Genomic DNA, 21,552 nt, shown 5'->3' with positions numbered 1-21,552 from the left:
ATAGGAGGTCACTCGGTGCAGGTTAGTCAGTTGCCGTTTTCCGTACGTGTTTTTTTCGCTGCTTTCGTATTCAGTGGGCTCATGGCCTGTTCGGATAACGATAAAGAATTGTCCCCCGCTAAGCTGGTGGATTTGGATGAAAAGAAGGTTGTTATTGATCGTGACTGGAAGAGCGGAACCGGTAAAGGCCAGGATGTGCGCTATACCCGTTTGGCGCCGACTATTGTCGGAGATCGTATCTATACCACTGATATTGCCGGTAATGTACGAGCCTTTGAGGTTGCATCTGGAAAGCGCCTTTGGAAAGCCAAATTAGATGCGGAAACCTCTGGAGGGGTGGGGGCAGCATTTAACTTGGTTACCGTCGGTACCTACGATGGCGAAGTCATTGCACTCAGTACTGAAGATGGTTCGGAACTGTGGCGACAGCAGGTGAGCAGTGAAGTGCTTTCGGCCCCAAAAACGGATGGACGTGTGGTGATTGTCCATACTTCTGATGGCCGTATTTTTGGTCTGGATGTTGATACTGGCGAACAACGTTGGCTCTTTGATAACACGCTACCGGCTTTGACTTTGCGAGGTACGGCTTCACCATTACTAACCGACAATGCTGTGTATGCGGGTTTTGCCAATGGCAAAGTGGTTGCGTTGGAAGCCGATACCGGTTTGCCAATCTGGGATCAGCGTGTGGCGATTCCAAAAGGTAGAACAGATCTAGAGCGTGTGGTGGATATCGATGGTTCGCCAATGCTGGTGGGCGATATTTTATTTGCTGCAAGCTATCAAGGCCGCTTGGTGGCATTGAGCCGGGCTAATGGTCGAGGCCTTTGGGCTCAAGAAGCATCAACCTATAAAAACTTAGGGGCGGGTGCCGGGCGTGTTTTCTATACCACGGATGAAGATATCGTTGTTGCTGTCAGTGCCGGTAATGGTCAAGAAGAATGGCGTAATGATCAAATGATTCGTCGTTCACTCACAGGGCCCGTATACGTAGACGGTTATGTCGTTGTAGCAGACGCTGATGGGTATGTTCATGTACTGGATGCCGCAACGGGTGAGTATCTGGGGCGTGATAAAGTAGACGGCAGTGGTGTGCGTTCGCCATTGTTGGTCAATGATGAACACATCTATGTTCTTGATAACGATGGTGACTTATCTTCATTGGTGATTGAGTCGGCTTCAGAAAGCTAGTCCGCTATATCAGTTCCGTGCTGGATAAAAATATCTTTAGTTGAAAATATCTTAGTCGAAAGTATTTTTGTCGGGTACGGAACCAGCATTAGTGGTATGAAACATAAGGTAGCTCCTTTCTTTACTCCTATCTTTTTTATTTTACTTCGGTTGTATTTTGTTTCTGGCTCTATTGAAGACATTAGAGTGCTTTTTCCCTAGAATACGCCCCCTCAGATATCCCATAACCCAAAAAACACAAACCTCCGGAGTTTGGTCTCACACTATGTTACCTGTTATTGCCCTGGTGGGCCGCCCGAATGTTGGCAAATCAACGTTGTTCAATCAGCTTACTCGTAGCCGAGATGCGCTAGTAGCCGACTTTGCGGGCCTTACCCGTGACCGAAAATACGGTGAAGCGTTTATGCACAATCGCCGCTTTATGGTTGTGGATACCGGCGGCTTAAGTGGTGAGGAAGAGGGTATTGACTCTGCTATGGCAGAGCAATCGCTTCTAGCAATTCAAGAGGCAGACATTGTGTTGTTTGTGGTGGATTGCCGCGCAGGCTTAACTCCGACAGACCAAAGTATCGGTAACTATCTGCGTACTCAGGGCAAGCCAGTCTATGTGGTGGCGAATAAAATTGATGGCGCTAACCATGATATTGCGGTTGCACCTTTTTACGAGCTGGGTCTGGGGGAGTTATTCCCTACTACAGCGACTCACGGTCGAGGTGTGAAGAGTATGATGGCAGAGGTCTTGGATACTCTGCCTGAAGAAAAAGTTGAGGAAGAAGACGAAGCCACAGGCATCAAAATCGCCGTGGTAGGTCGACCGAATGTGGGAAAATCCACGTTAGTGAATCGCTTGTTGGGCGAAGATCGCGTCGTGGTATTCGACATGCCCGGTACCACACGCGACAGTGTGTACATTAATTACACACGTCATGATAAGCCCTATACATTGATCGATACAGCCGGTGTGCGCCGTCGTAAAAATGTTTCCTTGACGGTAGAGAAATTCTCTATTGTGAAAACCCTGCAAGCCATTGATGATGCCAATGTTGTGGTGTTGCTGATGGATGCCAGTGAAAGTATTGTGGATCAAGACTTACACTTAATGGGACAGGTGATTGATTCGGGGCGAGCGCTGGTAGTGGCCTTGAATAAGTGGGATGGGCTGGAAGAAGACCATAAGGCTCATATTAAACGAGAGCTTGATCGCCGCTTACAGTTTATTGACTTTGCTGACGTGCATTTTATTTCTGCCTTACACGGTACCAACGTTGGGCACTTGTATGAATCCATCGAACGAGCTTATCACTCGGCAACCAGTACGTTATCCACGAACCGTTTGACCCGGATTTTGGAGGATGCGGTGAGTGTCCACCAGCCACCATTAGTGAATGGGCGACGGATTAAACTGCGTTATGCTCATGCCGGTGGCAGTAATCCACCGATTGTTGTGGTGCACGGTAATCAGACGGATGCTCTACCAAAACACTACAAGCGTTATTTAGAAAAAACCTTTCGTCGAGTTTTAGACTTACATGGCACCCCCATTCGATTTGAGTTTAAATCGTCCGATAATCCCTTTGCTGGTCGTAAAAGCAAACTGTCACCAAAAGATCAGCAAAAACAAAAGCGATTGATTGAAAAGAATGGTCGCGGAAGGAATGATCGTGCGAAGTTAGGCGGTCGTTCGCAAAAATCGAAGTCACCGAAAAAGTAATGGTAAACCCACATGGCCTTTAATGGTGACGAAAATTAAGCAGTAATCAATCAGAAAAAAAATACCCCGATTTATCGGGGTATTTTTTTGCCTGCAGCACAATTAGAAATATGGCCGGGTTTAGAAACGATAAGTCCCTTCAACGGCCACACTGCGTGGTCTTCTTAAGAAGCCATAGTAAGTATTGGTACCAAAAACACTGTCAGAAAGGGGAGCATTACTCACATAGGTAAGCACCGACTCGTCTGTAAGGTTTTTACCAACAAGTGCCACTGCCCAGCTTTCGGATTCGATACCTACACGAAGATTAACGGTTGTGTAAGGATCGATATCGTATTTAGGGTCTTGGTTTTCGTGCACATCGTGATTGTCGACATATTGTGCATCAAACAATGAGCGGAAATTGATATCACTGGTGATGGGGCGAATGTACTCAGCACCTAAGTTAAATGTTTTCTTTGGTGCAAATGTCCCAGAGCGACCGGTGTAATCACAGGTGTCTAGGGTGCCATCGCCATCAATATCAATGCCGTTAGGCGTTTCGCCCTGGTAACAGCCGCCGACAGGGAAATTTGTGTATTCAAAGTCGTTGTAGGCAAGTCCATAACTCACGGTAAGGTAGTCAGTTGCTGCCCATCGGCCATCTAGCTCAAAACCTTGAATCACAGATTCTGCTGCGTTAACAACATTAAAACCAATAGCGCCATCAAATTGGCTGACCTGTAAGTTATCGTACTCGGTATAGAAGAATGCACCGTTTAACTCTGCCTCTCCACCAAACAATGAGCTTTTGAAACCGATTTCGTAAGCCGTTGCGCCCTCATCTTCAAACTCGAAGACGGCGTTGGAGTTGGATCGTGTGTCAAAGCCACCGGCCTTAAAGCCTTCGGTGTAAGCAGCGTAGACCATTAAATCATCGGTGGCGTCCCATTGGAGGTTCACAAGGGGGGTGAATTCGCGCTCGGTTCGATCACCTACCAAGTTGTTACCTCGGTTACCGGTACTGGCCTGTTGTGTGTCAACACCAAACACGTTGTTGATGACGCAGGGAATAGAGAAAGTTTCGCTGATATTGGTGAAAGTGCCAGGACTACAGTTGACGCTGTCAGTAACGGCGGCGGGGATGCTGCCATCGCTGAAATCCACGATGGTCATGCTGCGAGCGCCTTCTTTGTCTTCTTCGGTAAAACGCCCCCCCAATGTTAATCGTAATGTATCGCTGATGTTCCAAGTGGCTTGTGCGAAGACTGACCAAGCTTCAGAAGTTTGCTCGTATAAGCGGCGTGTACCAAAATTGCCGAGATCAATCAAGTTGTTATATCTACCATTCACCGCCGTGGCCAGTAGACCGCCATCGGAGATGATGAAATCTTCGTCGTAGGTCATGTCGTATTCTTGATAGAAAGCCCCTGCAATCCACTCCACTGTGCCACCGGTAGGGGAGGTAATACGAATCTCTTGACTGAATTGTTCGAATTCTTCATTTAAGAATACTTGGAAGCTGTCTGCGGAAGTGAAGTCGCAATCACAAAGCTCATCGTATTCATATTCCACCCAACCTGTCACCCAGTTAAGGGTATTCTCGCCTAACTGGTATTCTGCGTTAAACGTATAGTTGGACATGTCATTGTTACTGAACTCATCCACATTGGCTTGTCGTTCGAAATTTTGTTCTGCCTCAAAGGCGGGCTGATTAAACAAAACACTGGCAATATTGCTGTAAGTGGAAGGGAATTGATCCAAAAAAGCGGCAGTGTTGGGATCAGAGACTCCAGCAATTTGCGACAGAGACTGTGGGCTTGGGTTGTCTTCGATAATCTCCAGCTGGCGACCTTCTCCGTCAAACGTATTTTGCTCAAGCTTCAAAGAGAGGGAGAGTGAATCGGTTGGTGTCCAATCTAGGGTTAAACGGGCCGATTGCTCATCTCTGGCAGGGCTGTCTTTATCTAGAAGGGTATTTTCCATCCAGCCATCTTCGGTATAGCTACGAAGGGCTAGACGTGCTCTTAAGGTATCGGTTATTGGGCCTGAAACTACGCCGGTCAGCTCTTGTTGATTTTGAGCAGGAGCGTAATTGGCGCTGATAAAGCCTTCAAACTCATCGGTTGGGCGTGCAGTGCGCATGTTGATGGCACCCGCGATGGAGTTCTTACCGAACAGAACGCTCTGTGGGCCTCTGAGCACTTCTACACTGGCAAGATCCAAGAAGGGTGCTCGGAGCAGTTGAGGTCTACCGTAGTAGACGCCATCAACGTATTGCCCAACGGATTGTTCAAAGGCTTGGTTATTACCACTGCCCATGCCCCGAATACGCAGCTGTGTACTCAGCCCGGATTCAGTCATATGAATGTTGGGAATGAAGCTAATGATATCTTCAATTTTCTCAATGCCGGCATCGGCGAGTTTTTCACCAGATACGGCACTGATTGAGATTGGGACATCTTGCAAGCTTTCTGTACGTTTCTGAGCCGTCACGACCACTTCTTCGAGGGTTCTGTGAGGTTGGTCATCTTGCGCGTAGGAATGAGAGGCGATTGTGGTAGCGATAGTTGAGGCAATGGATAGAGCCAAAGCGGATTTCATCCAGGGTGTTTGTGACATTCTTATACTCCGTTTTTATTGTGCTTATTATTCGGTACTGCTTGTTGTAACTCGTCACTGGTTAACAACTGAGCTTTTTTCTTTGTACAGCATCGAGACAAAAAGTAAGTGGCGATTCTGATCAGATTGAGTGTCTATTTAGCTCACATTGTTGAGAGCGAGTCTAAACCAGCCTTTTGTTCCTCACAACATATGATCTTCACAACATAGCCACGATGTCGTAGACCGAATAAGCGTTTATTATCTTTCCTTTTTGGCACAATTCGACGGTTTTACTCAACGGTAACCATGCTATTTCTTGTGCACACGAGAGTATATTAGCGCTTACTGTTTTATGAGAAAACCATTGTTGAGTTAATCTGAAAAATTGGCGCCTAAATTTTTATTTAATGATGTATATCGCTTAAATATAGTGGCTTTTGACAAGGTTGCTCTAATCAAACCCCGTAATGCGAAATGGTTAAGGTGCTTTGAACGTAACGAGGAGATGATTTGGCATGAAGGATGAGAGATAGGTAGGTAAATACACTCAAAGGCCTAAGATTAGGCCGATGAGTGTATTTGAAGAGTGAAAGCTTTTATACGTGGAAGTCTTGCATGAGGTCGTCTAGGGCTTTAGCAACTGCATTTAACTGATCATTTGCATTGGCAAGTTGCTCTGAGGTGGCCAATGTGTCTTCAGAAATATTATGGATCTTAGTGATGTTGCCAGAGACTTCACGAACGACGGCGGCTTGTTCTTCCGTCGCGACGGCAACAAGACTGCTCACGTCCCTCAAATCTTCAATAGAATTGGCAATGGCATCGAGCTTGTCGTGGGTATTGCTCATCGCGTGCACACTTTCATCGGATTGTGACGTGCTATTTTCCACGCTGCTGACGGCTTTCTCGGATTGATTACGCAGCTTGTCGATGAGCACTTCGATGTCTTGTGTGGAAGTGCGTGTTCTTTGTGCTAATTGACGAACTTCATCGGCAACCACCGCAAAGCCACGCCCATGTTCACCGGCACGGGCTGCCTCGATAGCTGCGTTTAGGGCCAATAGGTTGGTTTGTTCAGAAATCGCGTTAATCACGTCCAATATACCGCTGATAGAGGCAACGTCCTCGACCAAGCTTTCAATGACTTCGGCAACGGCAGAAATGGTACCTTTCAACTCAGTGATGCGTTCTACAGCGGCATTGGCTACTTGGGAACCTCCTTGTGCATCGCTGTTGGCGTTATCAGCACTTTGGGCGGCGCGGGCGGCATTTCCGGCAATGTCTTCTACAGTGGCTTCCATTTCGTGAATTGCCGTTGCGATATGAGTGGTGTGCTCTTGTTGTAATTGACCTTGTTGATGAGTGTTAGAGACCAAATCTGTGCAAATGTTTACCTGCTGGTGTAATTGTTCAGAGGTGTCTCGAACCGCCACAACCGTATTTTGAATTTTGCTCACAAAGGCATTAAACCCTTTTGCCAGAGCGGATAATTCTGCGTGGCTGCCCTCTGGGACTCGGCTTGAAAGAGAGGCATTGCCTTGGCCTAAATCCTCAAAAATTTGGGCGATGTTACTGATGGGGTTGCTGATGGTTTGTGAGAAAAACATCGCGAGAATCGAAACCAAAAGAGTGGCGCCTGTAGCCAAGAGGATTTGCTGATTTCTGGCGGTTACCGCATCGGCATACACTTCTGCCTTGGGGACTTGCGCAATAACCAACCAGCCAGTGGCACCCATACGGTAACGAGCGGCGATCACTTCCACCTTATCTTGATGGGTTTCTATGAGGCTGAATGGTTCATCGTTCATCAACGCTTGAGCGCTGTTTCGGCCATACTTACTGTCCAGAGAAGCTCTGCCGACCATGCTGGCATCGGGGTGCAAAATGACCTGGCCTTCGGCGTTGGTAACGTAAACATAACCACTGTCGCGAATGCGATAGTTTTTTAGAATGTGTTCCCATGCTTGAATGTCTTTGCCTAAGCCTGCTAGACCACGCCCGTTAAGTTGCTGAAAATTAATGTACGCGGTGGTTGATCCGTTGGGCTCTGTGAAAATGGAGTTGCTTTTCTCTTTGCCGCTGTTGCGGTAGTCGTAAAACCATTGATCTTCACCTGGCTCCAGGACGCGTAAAAAGCCATCTTCATTCCAAAAGCGCCCACTTTTTCGGTCTGCAAAAGACATAGTGGAAGCATTGTATTGCCGACGAAATATATTTAGCTTAGTAACAATCAATGCTTCTAATTCATTTGCTTCAAGGGTATCCAAGCTATTGAGGATGGATGGATCTTCGGCAAGAGATTGAGCGCCATTTTCCAGAAGTAACACTTCTTTTTCTAATTCCACTGTAATCCGGCCCATAAGTTCTGGTAGCTCGGATTGTTCCAATCGCTCTTTGGTTAAATCAAAAATGGTGGTGACCGATAAAGTGGTCAAAAGCGCGGCGGTAATGATAACCGTTGCGACAAACGCGGCGATTAATTTGCGCCGTACAGAGATGCGGGCAAAATGGCTCATGTTGCTCCTAATACATTTAAAATATTGTCTGCCAGTTTGATATCTGCCAGGTTGGTAGTCACACCCTACGGTAATTTTTAAACTCTAATTCAGTTGGCACTGTGTTCTATTGCTTTTGCATCGTTTTAAAGACAGCGATGAAAGAGCATGTAAAAAAGTTCTTATTCTTTTTTACATCGTCCAAAAAAGAATGAGCTTGAGAACTTTCTTTTCTGTTTGCTTCACGTATTGTGAATTTGGCATTGTGCTATGCCATTTAGTGCCCTAAGACTGACATTGATTGGCCGTGATTCGGCAGTGCGGAAGTTTTTAACCGTGAATGCTAAAAGCAGACTAAGTGAAAACTCTATTGACACGTTGCCAGAAACGGAATGTGATTATTCTTTCTCTAGGAAAAATACGAGTGTGAATGATGATTTTTAGTTGTGACCTTCATCACACTCGTTTGTGACAGGAATATTACTCAAATTCATGACTCAAGGGGAAGTCCTTACAACTAAAAAATTACTGTTTGGATGGTGACCAATCAGTTGGTTTGGGTTTAAACGCATTCTTTTCTAAAGAAAGCTTAGTAAATAACAAAACCTTTCTCCCATCTCTTTGATTGAGTCTCTTATTTTAGGGGGGAAATTTTCATCACTTCAATTTCTAACGTACCGTTGGCAAGTTTCGCTGAGAGCTGGTCCCCGACGCTTGTCTTATTGACATCAACGATGGGGGCGCCCTGTTGGTCGGTGACAATACTGTAGCCTCGTTTCAGCGTATTCAATGGGCTGACGGAGTCTAGACGATGGGTCAAGGCGGCGAGCTTCGTCTGAAATGTTTGGTGTAGTCGTTCAGATAATCGGAACAATCTTTGAGTGGCTTGATTCAGTTGATCATGCTGCGCGGGTAATTGTTTTCGCGGATGCTGCTGTAATAAACGGTTCGCTTGATAACGTAAATACTGTCCTCGTTGTGAAAGGCGAGTGTTCAGTATTTGTTGTAATCGTATTTCGAGATGATCAACTCGTTGTGCTTGCTGGCGTAATTGGTCGCGTGGATGTTTTAAGCGCTTTCTTAAATGCGTGGTGGCCTGTTTTCGTTGATTAATTGAAACCAACATACTTTGCATAAACTTTTGCTGAATAGTTAAAAGCCTTTGGGAAAGGGTATGTTGGTCTGGGCTTAAGACTTCTGCAGCGGCTGAAGGTGTTGGTGCGCGGTAATCTGCGACAAAATCGGCGATGGTAAAATCCACTTCGTGTCCAACCGCACTGACAATCGGAATTGGGCATTCTGCAATCGCTCGAGCCACGATTTCTTCATTAAATGGCCAGAGATCTTCCAGTGATCCGCCACCTCGGCCAATAATTAACACATCGAATAACCCGCTCATGATGGCCATATGAAGTGCGTTAACAAGAGAATGGGCAGCTTCATTGCCTTGAACCAAGGCGGGGATAACGGTAATAGGAATGGCAGGAAATCGCCGCTGAAACACACTTAACACATCGCGAATGGCGGCGCCGGTGGGCGAGGTGATGACCCCGACGTGGAGCGGCAGTGAAGGCAAAGCCTGTTTTCGTGCCGGATCGAATAAGCCCTCATCGGAAAGCTTTTGTTTCAACTGTTCAAACTGTTGTTGTAAATCACCCAGCCCAGCTTCTTCCATGTGCTCGACAATCAGTTGGAAATCACCTCGCCCTTCGTAAAGGCTAACGCGACCTCTAATCAGTACCTCTTGCCCGTGTTTTGGGCGAAATCGTACGGATTGGTTACGATTGCGAAACATGGCGCAACGTATTTGAGCATTGCTGTCTTTGAGGGTGAAATACCAATGTCCTGAAGACGGAACAGACATATTGGAGATTTCACCTTGAACCCACATCAAGGGGAGCTGCTGTTCTAACAGTAGTTTGGCTGTGCGGTTCAACTGACTGACGGAAAAAATTTTCCGTTGAGGCGTTGTTGATGTTTCAGATGAGCTTGGGGAAAGTGGGGAATTTGAAGTGTAATAGGTCATGGGCAGCATTGTAGGCGATGTTGGCATGTTATGACGAGTGATTTTCAACGTCGTTATTGCTTATGTTTTAAATCGCGCAGGCCAACGGCAAAAGGCGTCATTCGTGGCTATATGTTGTCATTTATTTTTGTTGCACCGTAAAACTGGGGGCGATATTGGAAATGGAGTTAGTCCGTCACGGAGTTGGTCGGTCACGAAGTTTTAAAAAATTGCCTTTCTGGACAGTTTTCTATAAAAATCAGGAAGTTAAGTCAATTGATCTTATGCTCATCTTTTCCTGATGTAATGAAATCGGTATAATCTCTCGTTTATTTATATTGGCTCGAAGCCGTTGTTGGCGTCGAGTGTTATAACTCCAAATTAGGGTGCCCGCTTCTATGTTACGAATCGCTCAGGAAGCCTTGACCTTCGACGATGTTTTACTCGTCCCCGGTTATTCTGAAATCACCGCGAAAGATGTTTCGCTCAAAACACAACTCACTAAAACCATCCAATTGAACATTCCACTCATCTCTGCCGCCATGGATACCGTTACGGAATCCCGTTTGGCGATTGCGTTGGCACAGGAAGGTGGTATTGGCATTATTCACAAGAGCATGTCTGTCGAAGCGCAAGCGCGTGAAGTACGCGCTGTGAAAAAGTTCGAAGCGGGCGTGGTGCGAGATCCCATTACCATTAATGCGGATGCCACCATCAGTGAATTGGTTCGATTAACTCGTGAGCATAATATTTCCGGCGTCCCTGTTTTGGATGGCGGTGATTTAGTGGGTATCGTCACTGGCCGTGATGTGCGCTTTGAAAACAACATGAGTGCAACCGTCTCTTCAATTATGACACCGAAAGACAAATTGGTGACGGCCAAAGAAGGAACGAGCCCTAGTGAGGTGCGTGCGTTGTTGCATAAGCATCGCATTGAAAAAGTGTTGGTGGTCAATGACAGCTTCGATTTGGTTGGGCTCATTACAGTTAAAGACATCAATAAGGCTGAAACCTATCCCAATGCCTGTAAAGACCCCCAGGGTCGCCTGCGGGTGGGGGCTTCCGTAGGCACAAGCCCCGATACCGATGACCGTGTGGCGGCATTGGTTGAGGCCGGTGTGGATGTGTTAGTGGTGGATACCGCTCACGGCCACTCTAAAAACGTGATCGAACGCGTTCGTAAAATCAAACAACTTTATCCTGATGTACAAGTGGTGGGCGGTAACATCGCGACGGCTGCTGGCGCAAAAGCGTTAGCCGAAGCCGGTGCGGATGCCGTAAAAGTGGGTATTGGCCCTGGTTCTATTTGTACCACGCGCATTGTCAGCGGTGTGGGTGTTCCTCAAATTTCAGCGATTGCCAATGTGGTAGAAGCGCTGGAAGGGTTAGACATTCCGGTGATTGCCGATGGCGGTATCCGTTTTTCTGGTGATATTGCTAAGGCAGTAGTTGCCGGGGCGAACTGTGTCATGATGGGCTCTATGTTTGCCGGTACAGAAGAAGCGCCGGGTGAAGTGGAGCTTTTCCAAGGCAGAACCTATAAATCTTATCGTGGTATGGGTTCGTTAGGGGCGATGTCCAAAACCCAAGGCTCATCGGACCGTTATTTCCAAGAAGGCAGTGCGGTGGAAAAGTTGGTGCCAGAGGGTATTGAGGGGCGTGTGCCTTACAAAGGCCCGGTGGCGGCGATTGTGCATCAAATGATGGGCGGTTTACGCTCGGCGATGGGGTACACGGGCTCTGCAACCGTTGACGCAATGCGTACTCAACCTCAGTTCGTTCGGGTGACTTCGGCAGGGATGAGCGAAAGCCATGTTCACGACGTACAAATTACGAAAGAAGCCCCTAATTACCCAGTGGGTAGTCGTTAGCGCGTCGTTGATGTTAGTCGCTAACATATTTAGTCGCTAACATATTTAGTTGCTAACATTTTTTAGCGGCGAAGATCATCGAAAGGGTGTCGTAACGGGGTCTGGTAAGGCCCCGTTGCTGTTTTTATCTCAGTAATTATTTTTCTTTATTCTATCCAGTCTTATTTTCAACGAATTTTCGGTACACACAATGACAAAAGATATCCACGCTCAGCGTATTTTGATTCTCGATTTTGGCTCTCAGTACACCCAATTAATCGCACGACGTGTCCGTGAAGTGGGTGTGTTTTCGGAAATTCGAGCCTTTGATATGACCGAGGAAGAAATTCGAGAATTCGACCCTCGGGGTATTATTTTATCCGGTGGACCTGAGTCGGTGACGGAGGGTGAATCACCAAGAGCACCGCAACTGGTTTTTGAATTGGGCGTGCCGGTATTGGGTATTTGCTATGGCATGCAAACCATGGCGGAACAATTCGGTGGTAAGGTGGCGGGCTCTGATGTACGTGAATTTGGCTACGCGCAAATTCAAACCCATGGCCAAAGTGCCTTGTTAAAAGATATCTCCGATCACGTGGATCATGATGGAAACTCGTTATTGGATGTATGGATGAGTCACGGTGACAAAGTGGTGGCGTTGCCAGAGCAATTCTCATTAATGGCCTCTACACCAAGCTGCCCATTGGCGGGTATGTTTTGGGAGGAAAAAGATTTCTACGGGTTGCAGTTTCACCCTGAAGTGACGCATACCCTTCAAGGCAAGCGTATTTTCGAACATTTTGTTCTGCAAATTTGTGGCTGTGAACCGCTGTGGACGCCTGCCAACATTGTGGAATCGGCCATTGAAACGGTGCGTGAACAAGTGGGCGAAGATAAAGTCTTGCTCGGTTTATCCGGCGGTGTGGATTCCTCTGTGGTTGCAGCGTTATTACACAAAGCCATTGGCGATCAATTGACCTGTGTTTTTGTGGACAATGGCCTTCTTCGTAAAAACGAAGGCGATCAAGTCATGGATATGTTTGCCAAAAACATGGGGGTAAAGGTTATTCGAGCGGATGCGGAGTCTCTCTTTCTTGGCAAGTTAGAAGGCGTCAATGATCCGGAAGCGAAACGTAAAATTATTGGTAACACTTTCATCGAGGTGTTCGACCAAGAAGCCGCCAAGCTAGAAAACGTAAAGTGGTTAGCACAAGGCACCATTTACCCGGATGTGATTGAGTCTGCCGCGTCGAAAACTGGCAAAGCCCATGTGATTAAGTCTCACCACAACGTCGGTGGTCTGCCTGAAGACATGGCGTTTGAGTTGGTCGAACCACTGCGTGAGCTTTTCAAAGATGAAGTGCGTGCGATTGGTTTAGAGCTAGGCTTGCCGTACGACATGGTCTATCGCCACCCTTTCCCAGGGCCTGGTTTGGGCGTTCGTATTTTGGGTGAAGTGAAAAAAGAATACGCCGATATTCTTCGTGAAGCCGATGCGATTTTTCTAGAAGAATTACACGCCGCCGATTGGTACCACAAAACTAGCCAAGCGTTTGCCGTATTCCTGCCGGTAAAATCCGTCGGGGTTGTGGGAGATGGTCGACGTTATGAATGGGTTATTTCCCTCCGTGCGGTAGAAACCGTAGATTTCATGACCGCACGTTGGGCGCACCTGCCTTATGAGTTGTTAGAGAAGGTGTCTAACCGAATTATTAATGAAATTTCGGGTGTGAGCCGGGTGGCTTACGATGTGTCTAGTAAACCGCCTGCGACGATTGAGTGGGAGTAATAATGATTGGTTGGGGCTATAAAGTATTGCTCCGCATTTTGGCTTATTAAGCAACTCGGTTACTGGAATAAACAGTAACCGAAGTTTAAATATTTCCCTCTTCCCGATCCTTATTATTTTTCCATTTCATTATTCATTGTTTTGGAAAAACGTCTTCCATTTTCAAACGCAATAATTTCCGCCACGATAGACAGTGCTATTTCCGGTGGTGTTTTTCCGCCTAAATCCAATCCTGCCGGGCCATGAATTTTTTTGAATAGCGCTTTATTAACGCCCAGTTCGAGTAGTCGCTCTAACCGTTGTTGATGGGTATTTCGGCTGCCCAGTGCGGCTACATAGCCTACAGGTGAATTCAATACATGAGGTAAAATGGTCGCTTCGATATCGTGATCGTGAGACAGGCATATAAATACACTGTGCTTATCTAATGACCCAGGTGCAAATTGGTGGAGTGATGCGTAAGTACTGTTTGAGTGGGGATTGTGTTTCAGAGATTCGTATCGTCGATCATTGGTGTAAGCGAGAAGCTCGACGTCAAATGACATGGCTAAGCGAATGAATTGATCGAATACGGCACCTTGCCCAACCACTACCCAGCGTTTTTTAGGAAAGTATTCTTTCACAAAAGAAAAATCTGCCGACGCTATTTCGGATCGTCTCAGCCCCTTTTTATTTAACTGTTTAGGGGCAGTTGTTACGCTTTCAGATTGAAAAATTTCACTGAGGCTGCTTTCAGAAAATACATCAGTGCCAGCTTGAATGCTCCATTGAAATGTGCGGCGTGACGCTGACATGTCGTTGAGTTTGTTAACCCATTCTTTCGACGGGTTGGGCTTGATGAGGATATCTACCCCAGAGCCGCAAGGCAGAATGATGTCGAAATAATCCGAATCAAGGCCGTAACGAATTAACCGAGAGGTATTGGATTGGATGCATTCGATGGCGTGCAGTTTGATAGTCTCTTCTAGGCACCCCCCTGAAATGAGCCCGACACTCTCACCGTTAAGGTTCACAGCCATCTGACTTCCTACTGGCCTTGGGGAGGAGCCTTCGATATTCACCAAGGTAACAATGGCGAAGAGAACACCCTCTGAAGACCAGTGTGCGATGGTTGGCCGAATGTCATCAATAAAATGAGCGTTAAACGGCTGGTCACTAGAAGAGTGGGCTGTGTTACTGGGTGAGTTAATGACGAGATTCTCCAAAGGGGGCGAATGTTAGTGAGGAAAGTCTGACATATTCCTCAGATGACGCCACCATCTAATGGCGCCAATTCTTCGGGTGGGGGGGACGTTGATAGTAACAGGCGTTAAGGGAAAAAGCGGGGTTAAGACGACGGTGTGCAAATGGTTTTGTATTGTTCAACAGCATGGCCCATCCCCATTGATAGGGAGTCTACCGTCAGTGCATGGCCAATGGAGACTTCCAGTACGTTTTGAATGGACAAGTAGAGGGGCAAGTTATCCAAATTAAGATCATGGCCGGCGTTGACGCCAAGGCCAATCTCGTTCGCATATTGAGCGGCTTTTTGGTGCGCGATAAGCTGTCGTTGTAGTGTTACTAAAGGAGAGGTTGACTCAAAGCTTGTCGAGAAAAGGTCTTCAATAGAAGGGTGAGCCAAAGCTCCGGCTTCTTGTGCTTGAGCATAAGCAGCGGCGTATGGGCCGGTGTACAGCTCAATACGGTCGGCACCGATTTCCTTGGCTAAACGAATTTGTTCGAGGTCAGGGTCCATAAACAAACTTACTCTCACCCCCAATGATTTCAGTGTTTTCACTAGCGGTGCTACACGAATGCCCTCTTGAATGAGGTCAAAACCGTGATCAGAGGTTAGCTGGTTTTTGCCATCGGGAACTAATGTGGCTTGATCGGGCAGGGTGGATTTAATGATCTCTATAAAGCCCGGGTAATTTCCTTCTGGGCCTTCAAAAGGATTGCCTTCAATATTGAACTCGATATCAGGCATTGTTTTGAGTAGTGATGCCAGCTTATGGCAATCGCCGGGCCGAATATGGCGTTGGTCGGGCCGAGGGTGAACAGTAATGCCATCGGCTCCGTGCGCAATACATCGCTTCGCGTGCTCGATCACGCTGGGGTAGTTGCCTTCTCTTGAATTTCGCAGTAAGGCAATTTTATTCAGGTTGACACTTAAAGCAGTGCTGGTTGTTTTCAACGAGGCTTCTCTCTAGATGTGTTAGTGTTTAATTTGGTTTTTTTGTTGTGCTGTCGTTTTGTGTCGATACTCGCTTCGCGGCCAATATTCTAACGGGGGCGTTTGGCGCATCGGGATGCTTGCGGTATAAACCGCGAGGCTCTGCCACGATTTTTTCCACTATCTCCATACCACTGACTACCCGTGCAAACACGGTATAACCGGGGTTGTACTGATTCGGGTCTAAGTGGGTATTGTGCTTTAAATTGATAAAAAATTGGCTTGTGGCACTGTTGGGGTCACTGAATCGTGCCATGGAAAGTGTGCCTCGCAGATTGAGTAAACCGTTATTCGACTCATTGATGATAGGGTCACGAGTTTCCTTCCGGCCAAAATCAAATCGTAAACCTCCACCTTGAACCACAAAGCCTGGGATGACTCGGTGGAAAATGGTGCCGTTATAAAAACCGGAATCCACATATTTTAAAAAATTGCTGACCGTAACGGGGGCTTTTTTGGGGTACAGTTCAATCACAATATTCCCAAGGTCGGTGCGCATGGCCACTTGTTGTGAAAATGCACTGCTGGAGATAAAGCAAAAAATAAGCAGTGCCGTGATCGTTGACAGAGCGGCTTTGACATTCAGGGGGCGTTTCATGTGTTGTCCTTATTGACCGGCTGTTATCGTGATAGGGCTTTATATCGTAATTGGATTTTATGCCTCGAAGGAGTGTTAATTCGCCCATTCCGAATTACGACGTTTACTTGGTAAACGTGGAAGGATGAGAGTGAGAATAACCCCACATAACACTGCGCCTACACCATACATAAACCACTGTTGGCGATTATCGTTTTTTAATCGTTCGTTTTCCGCTTTCAACACATCTAAATCGGTTTGCAATAATTGGTGTCTTTGCAGCATATCTTGATGGCGTTGATTAAGCGCTAAGGTATCGGCGGAAATTCGCTTGATTTCTTCTAATTCGGCTGCCGTATTGGTGGCTTTGGTCGACTCTGAGGAGAGGGTGTTTTGTAAAGTGGATCGTTCGGTTTGAAGTGTTTGAACCTGCTGTTTTAATTGTCCGCGTTCCTTTTCTAGGCGAGTGACACTGGCAAGGGCTTCATTTAAGCGAGAGGCCGCAGTAGGAGTAGAGATCAAATATTGATTGCGGACATAACCTTCTTGCCCATTGCTCAGTGCGACCTTTGTCCATTCACCGTCTTCGCTCTCTTCTAATACAGTCAATTTGGTTCCACTCTTGAGCCCACTTCGGAGAATACGGTACTGATTACCAGCGCCACTGCGCATGGGAATGTACAGTACGTCCGTGATGTATCGAGTTTCTGCGTGGGCGGTGTCGATGTGATGCATCGAAAGTATGGCAAGGATAGCGATAAAATATTTCACAAAAAGACCTGGATGTTACAAATGCTGAATCGGTGAATGTTGGGTTTCAAAACCGAATGATAATGATATTCATTGTGTGACGAAATGGTTGTTCGTCAAGAGTTTTCTAAAGTGTCTCCGTTTGTGAAGTGGGGGGGTGTTTAACCTCTTTTCTCTCTTTTGCACTCTCTTTTGCATTCTTAGCTCGGGTTATGGCATGGATTGAACAAAGGGTTTCACCGTGATTGATTGATAGACGCCTGCTTTTAAAAAGGGTTCTTCATCGGCCCATTGTTGAGCGGCGTTTAGGTTTTCAAACTGAGCCACGATTAGGCTTCCGGTATATCCCGCTTCGGCAGGGGCTTCAGCATCAATAGCGGGGTTGGGGCCTGCCAGAATCAGTCGACCTTCGTTGAGTAAAGTGGTTAGCCGATCAATGTGGGCGGGGCGGTGTTGTTTGCGGAGGGAAAGGGAGTTGGGGGCATCTTCACAGAAAAAACTGTACAACATGTAAATTTCCTCGGGTGGTTACGGCGGTGCTAGATTTTGATGATTTGTGTATTTGACAGCATGTGTATGTGATGACTTTTTATCGCGATGGTTTACTGTTCAGAGGTCGTTAGAGTGGCGGTATGGGTGGCAGAATGACGGCCACCGAACAGCAAGGTGTTAAGAGGCGTTGGCCACTAAATCATCTAATGCCATATGCGTCAGTTTTTGTAATTGGCTAATCAAATAAAACATGGCCACCATCATGACAATCATGGCGGGAACGGAAATGACCGGAAAGCTCCAGGCCATCATTTTGCCAAGCTCTTCGTTAAAGGCATCGGTGCCAGGAGGGCTGACAACAATGATTTTAGCCAGTACGTAATTTAAGACAGAGGAAAGAACGAATGATCCGCTAAGAATGTAAGAGGCGCGCACCAATACCCGTTCGAAAGCGTTTTCATTGCCATGTTTTTCGAGCGCTTCGTGGATTTTATCCACTTGCATGATATTTTCATTGAACATAATGGTTTTAACTAATGGAAAGCGCGTTTTTAATGAACCAAGAATGGCTAGCGCGATCAATCCAGGAATAGCGGCTTCTTTGATGGCAATGTATTTGGGGTCGAGCTGGAGTAGGCCGATGCCACCGGTGAGCAGTGTGCCGAAGAAACCCAATGCAGAGAAAAAGTTGATTTTACCTGAGCGAAAAAAGTCGACAATGCCGTAAGTTAAGGGGAAGGAAAGGGCAACGACTAATCCCAGTTGATTGCCGAGGTATTCTTCATTCGAGAACTTCATCAATATTACCGTCGGGATCACGACGTTAAACACAAGGTTAAAAAAGACATTCTCGCGTTTTTTCGGGGTTTCATTACTCATGGTATTGATGGGGTTCCTGCCAGTTGGTCAATCGAAGAATGTGAATCGTCACGGTTTATGATAAATTCCGCCTCGTTCGGCGCCTAGTGTTTTCTTCCCTGTGTGCTTGTTGATCTGCTCATATTACCGTAGGTGGTTAAAATGAGTTACCTATCAGCGGCCAAAACAAAATAGAAAACGGCTAAAGCTGGGTGAAAATGGCTAAAACTGGGCGATAGTAGCAAGGTTTATCCTGCCATCTCGAACACAAGCGAGCGTATGGTAACGTGTTCGACCTTGCAAAGAAATGTTCCTTTCGGATTTCCAGGAGTTGATTTGTATTCCACCATTGATCTGCACAGTCACAGTACGGAGTCTGATGGCCAGTTCTCACCAACGGCGGTGGTGGCGAGGGCCGCAGAGAACGGCGTGACGCATCTTGCCCTCACTGATCACGATACCGTCACTGGTATTGACGAAGCTTTACAGGCAGCAATGTCTCACGGGTTGGAAGTGATTCCCGGTGTTGAATTATCTTCGCAGTGGAATGGACGGAGTGTGCATATCGTTGGGTTGAATATTGATCCAGAGCACCCCGCCTTAACGGAAGCCTTGTCCGCGTTGGGACGAGAGCGGGATCAGCGAGCGGAGAAAATTGCCGAGCGCTTGGAAAAGCTGGGCTTTCATGGCGCCCTAGAGGGGGCCAAGCGCTTTGCCGGTGGTGCGGTGGTTGCGCGACCCCATTTTGCGCGATTTTTGGTGGACGCTGGGTATGTGAAATCCATTCAGAAAGCGTTTGCTAAATATTTAGGCAAAGGAAAAGCCGGAGACATCAAGCCCGCTTGGCCATCAATGGCAGACGCCATTCACTGTGTGAAAAAGTCGGGCGGTATTGCCGTATTGGCTCATCCTTTGTCCTATGATTTGACTCGCACTAAGTTGAAATCGCTCATTTCGGATTTTTCCGATGCGGGTGGGGAAGCGATTGAGGTAGTCAGTGGCGATCAAAGTCGACAAGAGATTGAGTCACTCGCCATGCTGGCTCAGGAATTTCACTTGAAAGGGTCTTGTGGTAGCGACTTTCATGTCGACAATGCGCCTTGGCAGGAGTTAGGACGCACGCCTCCTTTACCCAGCCAGTGTATTCCCGTATGGGGTGACTGGGCATGGCCGCTTTAAGGAGACGATATACAGAGATGTGACGAGTTATAGGGATGTATTAGAACCTTTATAAGAATAATTTTCAGGCACGTATTTGCTGATTAATGCGGTGATTCCATTGGGTGCGTCTGTATTTATCGCACTAACGCAAAATCCAAACGGCCTGTCATTGCCATAGGAGAAATACACGTGGCGCAATTTTTTCAGATTCACCCAGAGACCCCTCAATCGAGGTTGGTGAAACAAGCGGTCGATATTATTCGTCGTGGTGGGTTGGTAGTGTACCCTACTGATTCAGGCTATGCGCTTGGGTGCCATATTGGCGATAAAATGGCGTTGGATCGTATTCGTTCCATTCGCCAGTTAGACAAAGATCATAACTTCACTTTGATGTGTCGTGACTTATCCGAATTAGCGACTTACGCTAAAGTGGATAATCAGGTTTTTCGAGTGTTGAAAAACCACACGCCGGGGGCGTATACGTTTATTTTACCGGCTACCTCAGAAGTGCCTCGCCGTTTGTTGCACCCAAAGCGAAAAACCATCGGTATGCGCGTTCCAGACAATGCCATTGCGTTAGCGTTGATGAGTGAACTGGGTGAACCTCTAATGACCAGCACGCTCATTTTGCCGGGGGAAACCGTTCCTCTAACAGACCCTTATGATATTCGCTCGATGCTGGAGCACCAGCTTGAATTGGTCATCGATGGGGGATACTGCGGTATGGAACCCACGACGGTTATTGACTTTACCGGTGATGAGCCGCGAGTGGTGCGTGAAGGATTAGGCGACTTATCGACATTTGACTTCATTGATTGAATCCTTCCCATCAGTGAAAAATATGACTTTAGCCGATTATAATGCGCGGCATTTGATGATTGATGGGAGTGGGGCAGATTAACGACATTAACGATAACGAGATTAACGATATAGAGTCGGAACCTGTAACAGAGGCGATGACGGATAAGCCAGCGTCTGATGAGTCGGGCATAGTACAGTCTACAGTACAGTCCGATGAAGCAAAGACTGACGTAGCAGAGGTTGACGCAGCGAGCCCTGAGGTTCAGTCTTCCGATCACCACGAGCCCAGTCAGGCCGAAATGCCTTTTGCCATCGTGTACGGCAAGGCCATGACCCAATTGCCAAAGGATTTGTACATTCCGCCAGACGCTCTGGAAGTGATCCTAGAATCGTTTGAAGGCCCTTTGGATTTACTGCTGTACCTTATTCGTCGCCAGAATATCGACATTCTGGAAATCAATGTGGCAGAAATTACGCGCCAGTACATTACCTACGTCGAAATGATGAGCGCCATGCAATTTGAACTGGCGGCGGAATACTTGGTGATGGCCGCAATGTTGGCGGAGATCAAGTCGCGAATGCTGCTGCCTCGTTCCAGTGAGGAAGAAGAGGAAGAAGAGGATCCAAGAGCGAATTTGATACGTCGCTTGCAGGAGTATGAGCGCTTCAAAAAAGCGGCTGAAGATCTTGATGAAATTCCGAGAACCGGGCGTGATGTGTTTACAGCAACCGCCCAGGCACCGGATCGCACTTTGACACGCCCTGATCCAGAAGTGGATCTGAGGGAGCTGCTGTTGTCTCTGTCTGAGGTGCTTCGGCGCGCTGACATGTTTGCCAGCCACCAAGTCGAAAAAGAAAAGCTATCCACACGCGAGCGCATGACGCAGGTGTTAGACCGGCTCAATCATGGTCAATTTATGCCTTTTGTGAGCCTGTTTAATGTGCGTGAGGGTCGTTTGGGGGTGGTGGTGACCTTCCTGGCGGTGATGGAATTGGTGAAAGAGTCCCTAGTGGAAATCATTCAAAATGAGTCTTACGGGCCGATCCATGTTCGCGCCCGGTCGCAATGATTTTTTG

General features: G+C 47.1%; 16 protein-coding genes. 7 read left to right on the top strand and 9 right to left on the bottom strand.

What is annotated here, in order from left to right:
* Positions 1–15 precede the first annotated feature (15 nt).
* A complete protein-coding gene (gene bamB / locus LU351_RS05330; protein WP_232593026.1) occupies positions 16–1,191 on the top strand; it encodes an outer membrane protein assembly factor BamB in 1,176 nt (391 codons plus the stop codon).
* Positions 1,192–1,456: 265 nt separating this feature from the next.
* Positions 1,457–2,902, top strand: coding sequence for a ribosome biogenesis GTPase Der (gene der / locus LU351_RS05325; protein WP_232593025.1), 1,446 nt, complete (start codon positions 1,457–1,459; stop codon positions 2,900–2,902).
* Positions 2,903–3,022: 120 nt separating this feature from the next.
* Here the strand turns inward: der and LU351_RS05320 are convergent, their stop codons facing one another.
* The 3 genes from LU351_RS05320 to xseA form a co-directional block, all read right to left on the bottom strand.
* Complete coding sequence (locus tag LU351_RS05320) at positions 3,023–5,503, bottom strand: TonB-dependent receptor (RefSeq protein WP_232593024.1); 2,481 nt, start codon at positions 5,501–5,503, stop codon at positions 3,023–3,025.
* Positions 5,504–6,081: 578 nt separating this feature from the next.
* On the bottom strand, positions 6,082–8,001 hold the full coding sequence (locus LU351_RS05315; RefSeq protein WP_232593023.1) for a methyl-accepting chemotaxis protein: 1,920 nt from the start codon (positions 7,999–8,001) through the stop codon (positions 6,082–6,084).
* Between the two features lie 613 nt (positions 8,002–8,614).
* Complete coding sequence (gene xseA / locus LU351_RS05310) at positions 8,615–10,006, bottom strand: exodeoxyribonuclease VII large subunit (RefSeq protein WP_416053932.1); 1,392 nt, start codon at positions 10,004–10,006, stop codon at positions 8,615–8,617.
* A gap of 377 nt (positions 10,007–10,383) precedes the next feature.
* On the opposite strand from xseA, the gene guaB reads away from it, so the two are divergent.
* The gene (guaB, locus tag LU351_RS05305; protein WP_232593021.1) at positions 10,384–11,856 is read left to right on the top strand and encodes an IMP dehydrogenase; all 1,473 of its coding nucleotides are present in this window, start codon (positions 10,384–10,386) and stop codon (positions 11,854–11,856) included.
* Positions 11,857–12,046: 190 nt separating this feature from the next.
* A complete protein-coding gene (guaA, locus tag LU351_RS05300; RefSeq protein WP_232593020.1) occupies positions 12,047–13,624 on the top strand; it encodes a glutamine-hydrolyzing GMP synthase in 1,578 nt (525 codons plus the stop codon).
* Between the two features lie 113 nt (positions 13,625–13,737).
* Here the strand turns inward: guaA and LU351_RS05295 are convergent, their stop codons facing one another.
* The 6 genes from LU351_RS05295 to LU351_RS05270 form a co-directional block, all read right to left on the bottom strand.
* Positions 13,738–14,829 carry an XdhC family protein gene (locus tag LU351_RS05295; RefSeq protein ID WP_232593019.1) on the bottom strand — a complete coding sequence of 364 codons (1,092 nt, stop codon included), beginning with the start codon at positions 14,827–14,829 and terminating at the stop codon, positions 13,738–13,740.
* A 122-nt stretch (positions 14,830–14,951) separates the two neighbouring features.
* Positions 14,952–15,797 carry a pyridoxine 5'-phosphate synthase gene (locus LU351_RS05290; protein ID WP_232593018.1) on the bottom strand — a complete coding sequence of 282 codons (846 nt, stop codon included), beginning with the start codon at positions 15,795–15,797 and terminating at the stop codon, positions 14,952–14,954.
* 28 nt (positions 15,798–15,825) lie between these two features.
* Positions 15,826–16,434: a peptidylprolyl isomerase gene (locus tag LU351_RS05285; RefSeq protein WP_232593017.1), complete on the bottom strand. Its 609-nt coding sequence runs from the start codon at positions 16,432–16,434 to the stop codon at positions 15,826–15,828.
* A 75-nt stretch (positions 16,435–16,509) separates the two neighbouring features.
* On the bottom strand, positions 16,510–17,184 hold the full coding sequence (locus LU351_RS05280; RefSeq protein WP_232593016.1) for a TIGR04211 family SH3 domain-containing protein: 675 nt from the start codon (positions 17,182–17,184) through the stop codon (positions 16,510–16,512).
* Between the two features lie 189 nt (positions 17,185–17,373).
* Positions 17,374–17,673 (bottom strand): YciI family protein, encoded by a 300-nt coding sequence (locus tag LU351_RS05275; protein ID WP_232593015.1) that lies wholly within the window; start codon positions 17,671–17,673, stop codon positions 17,374–17,376.
* Between the two features lie 159 nt (positions 17,674–17,832).
* Positions 17,833–18,534 (bottom strand): VC0807 family protein, encoded by a 702-nt coding sequence (locus LU351_RS05270; RefSeq protein ID WP_232593014.1) that lies wholly within the window; start codon positions 18,532–18,534, stop codon positions 17,833–17,835.
* Positions 18,535–18,792: 258 nt separating this feature from the next.
* Between LU351_RS05270 and LU351_RS05265 the strand changes: the two genes are divergently transcribed.
* From LU351_RS05265 to LU351_RS05255, 3 genes are all read left to right on the top strand, one after another.
* Entirely contained in the window at positions 18,793–19,692 is a 900-nt protein-coding gene (locus tag LU351_RS05265; protein WP_232593013.1) for a PHP domain-containing protein, read from the top strand.
* 171 nt (positions 19,693–19,863) lie between these two features.
* Positions 19,864–20,493 (top strand): L-threonylcarbamoyladenylate synthase, encoded by a 630-nt coding sequence (locus LU351_RS05260; RefSeq protein ID WP_232593012.1) that lies wholly within the window; start codon positions 19,864–19,866, stop codon positions 20,491–20,493.
* A 137-nt stretch (positions 20,494–20,630) separates the two neighbouring features.
* Positions 20,631–21,545 (top strand): segregation and condensation protein A, encoded by a 915-nt coding sequence (locus LU351_RS05255; RefSeq protein ID WP_269783307.1) that lies wholly within the window; start codon positions 20,631–20,633, stop codon positions 21,543–21,545.
* Positions 21,546–21,552 lie beyond the last annotated feature (7 nt).

Origin of the sequence: Marinibactrum halimedae (assembly GCF_021234875.1) — a bacterium.
GTDB classification, from domain to species: Bacteria; Pseudomonadota; Gammaproteobacteria; order Pseudomonadales; family Cellvibrionaceae; genus Marinibactrum; species Marinibactrum halimedae.
Note: the sequence above shows the minus strand (reverse complement) of the source record. Positions and strands in the feature narration are given on the sequence as shown.

Coding starts and splice junctions, on each gene's coding strand:
- der (WP_232593025.1), top strand. CDS start 1,457: ATGTTACCTGTTATTGCCCTGGTGGGCCGCCCGAATGTTGGCAAATCA.
- LU351_RS05320 (WP_232593024.1), bottom strand. CDS start 5,503: ATGTCACAAACACCCTGGATGAAATCCGCTTTGGCTCTATCCATTGCC.
- LU351_RS05315 (WP_232593023.1), bottom strand. CDS start 8,001: ATGAGCCATTTTGCCCGCATCTCTGTACGGCGCAAATTAATCGCCGCG.
- xseA (WP_416053932.1), bottom strand. CDS start 10,006: ATGACCTATTACACTTCAAATTCCCCACTTTCCCCAAGCTCATCTGAA.
- guaB (WP_232593021.1), top strand. CDS start 10,384: ATGTTACGAATCGCTCAGGAAGCCTTGACCTTCGACGATGTTTTACTC.
- guaA (WP_232593020.1), top strand. CDS start 12,047: ATGACAAAAGATATCCACGCTCAGCGTATTTTGATTCTCGATTTTGGC.
- LU351_RS05285 (WP_232593017.1), bottom strand. CDS start 16,434: ATGAAACGCCCCCTGAATGTCAAAGCCGCTCTGTCAACGATCACGGCA.
- LU351_RS05275 (WP_232593015.1), bottom strand. CDS start 17,673: ATGTTGTACAGTTTTTTCTGTGAAGATGCCCCCAACTCCCTTTCCCTC.
- LU351_RS05270 (WP_232593014.1), bottom strand. CDS start 18,534: ATGAGTAATGAAACCCCGAAAAAACGCGAGAATGTCTTTTTTAACCTT.
- LU351_RS05265 (WP_232593013.1), top strand. CDS start 18,793: ATGGTAACGTGTTCGACCTTGCAAAGAAATGTTCCTTTCGGATTTCCA.
- LU351_RS05255 (WP_269783307.1), top strand. CDS start 20,631: ATGACGGATAAGCCAGCGTCTGATGAGTCGGGCATAGTACAGTCTACA.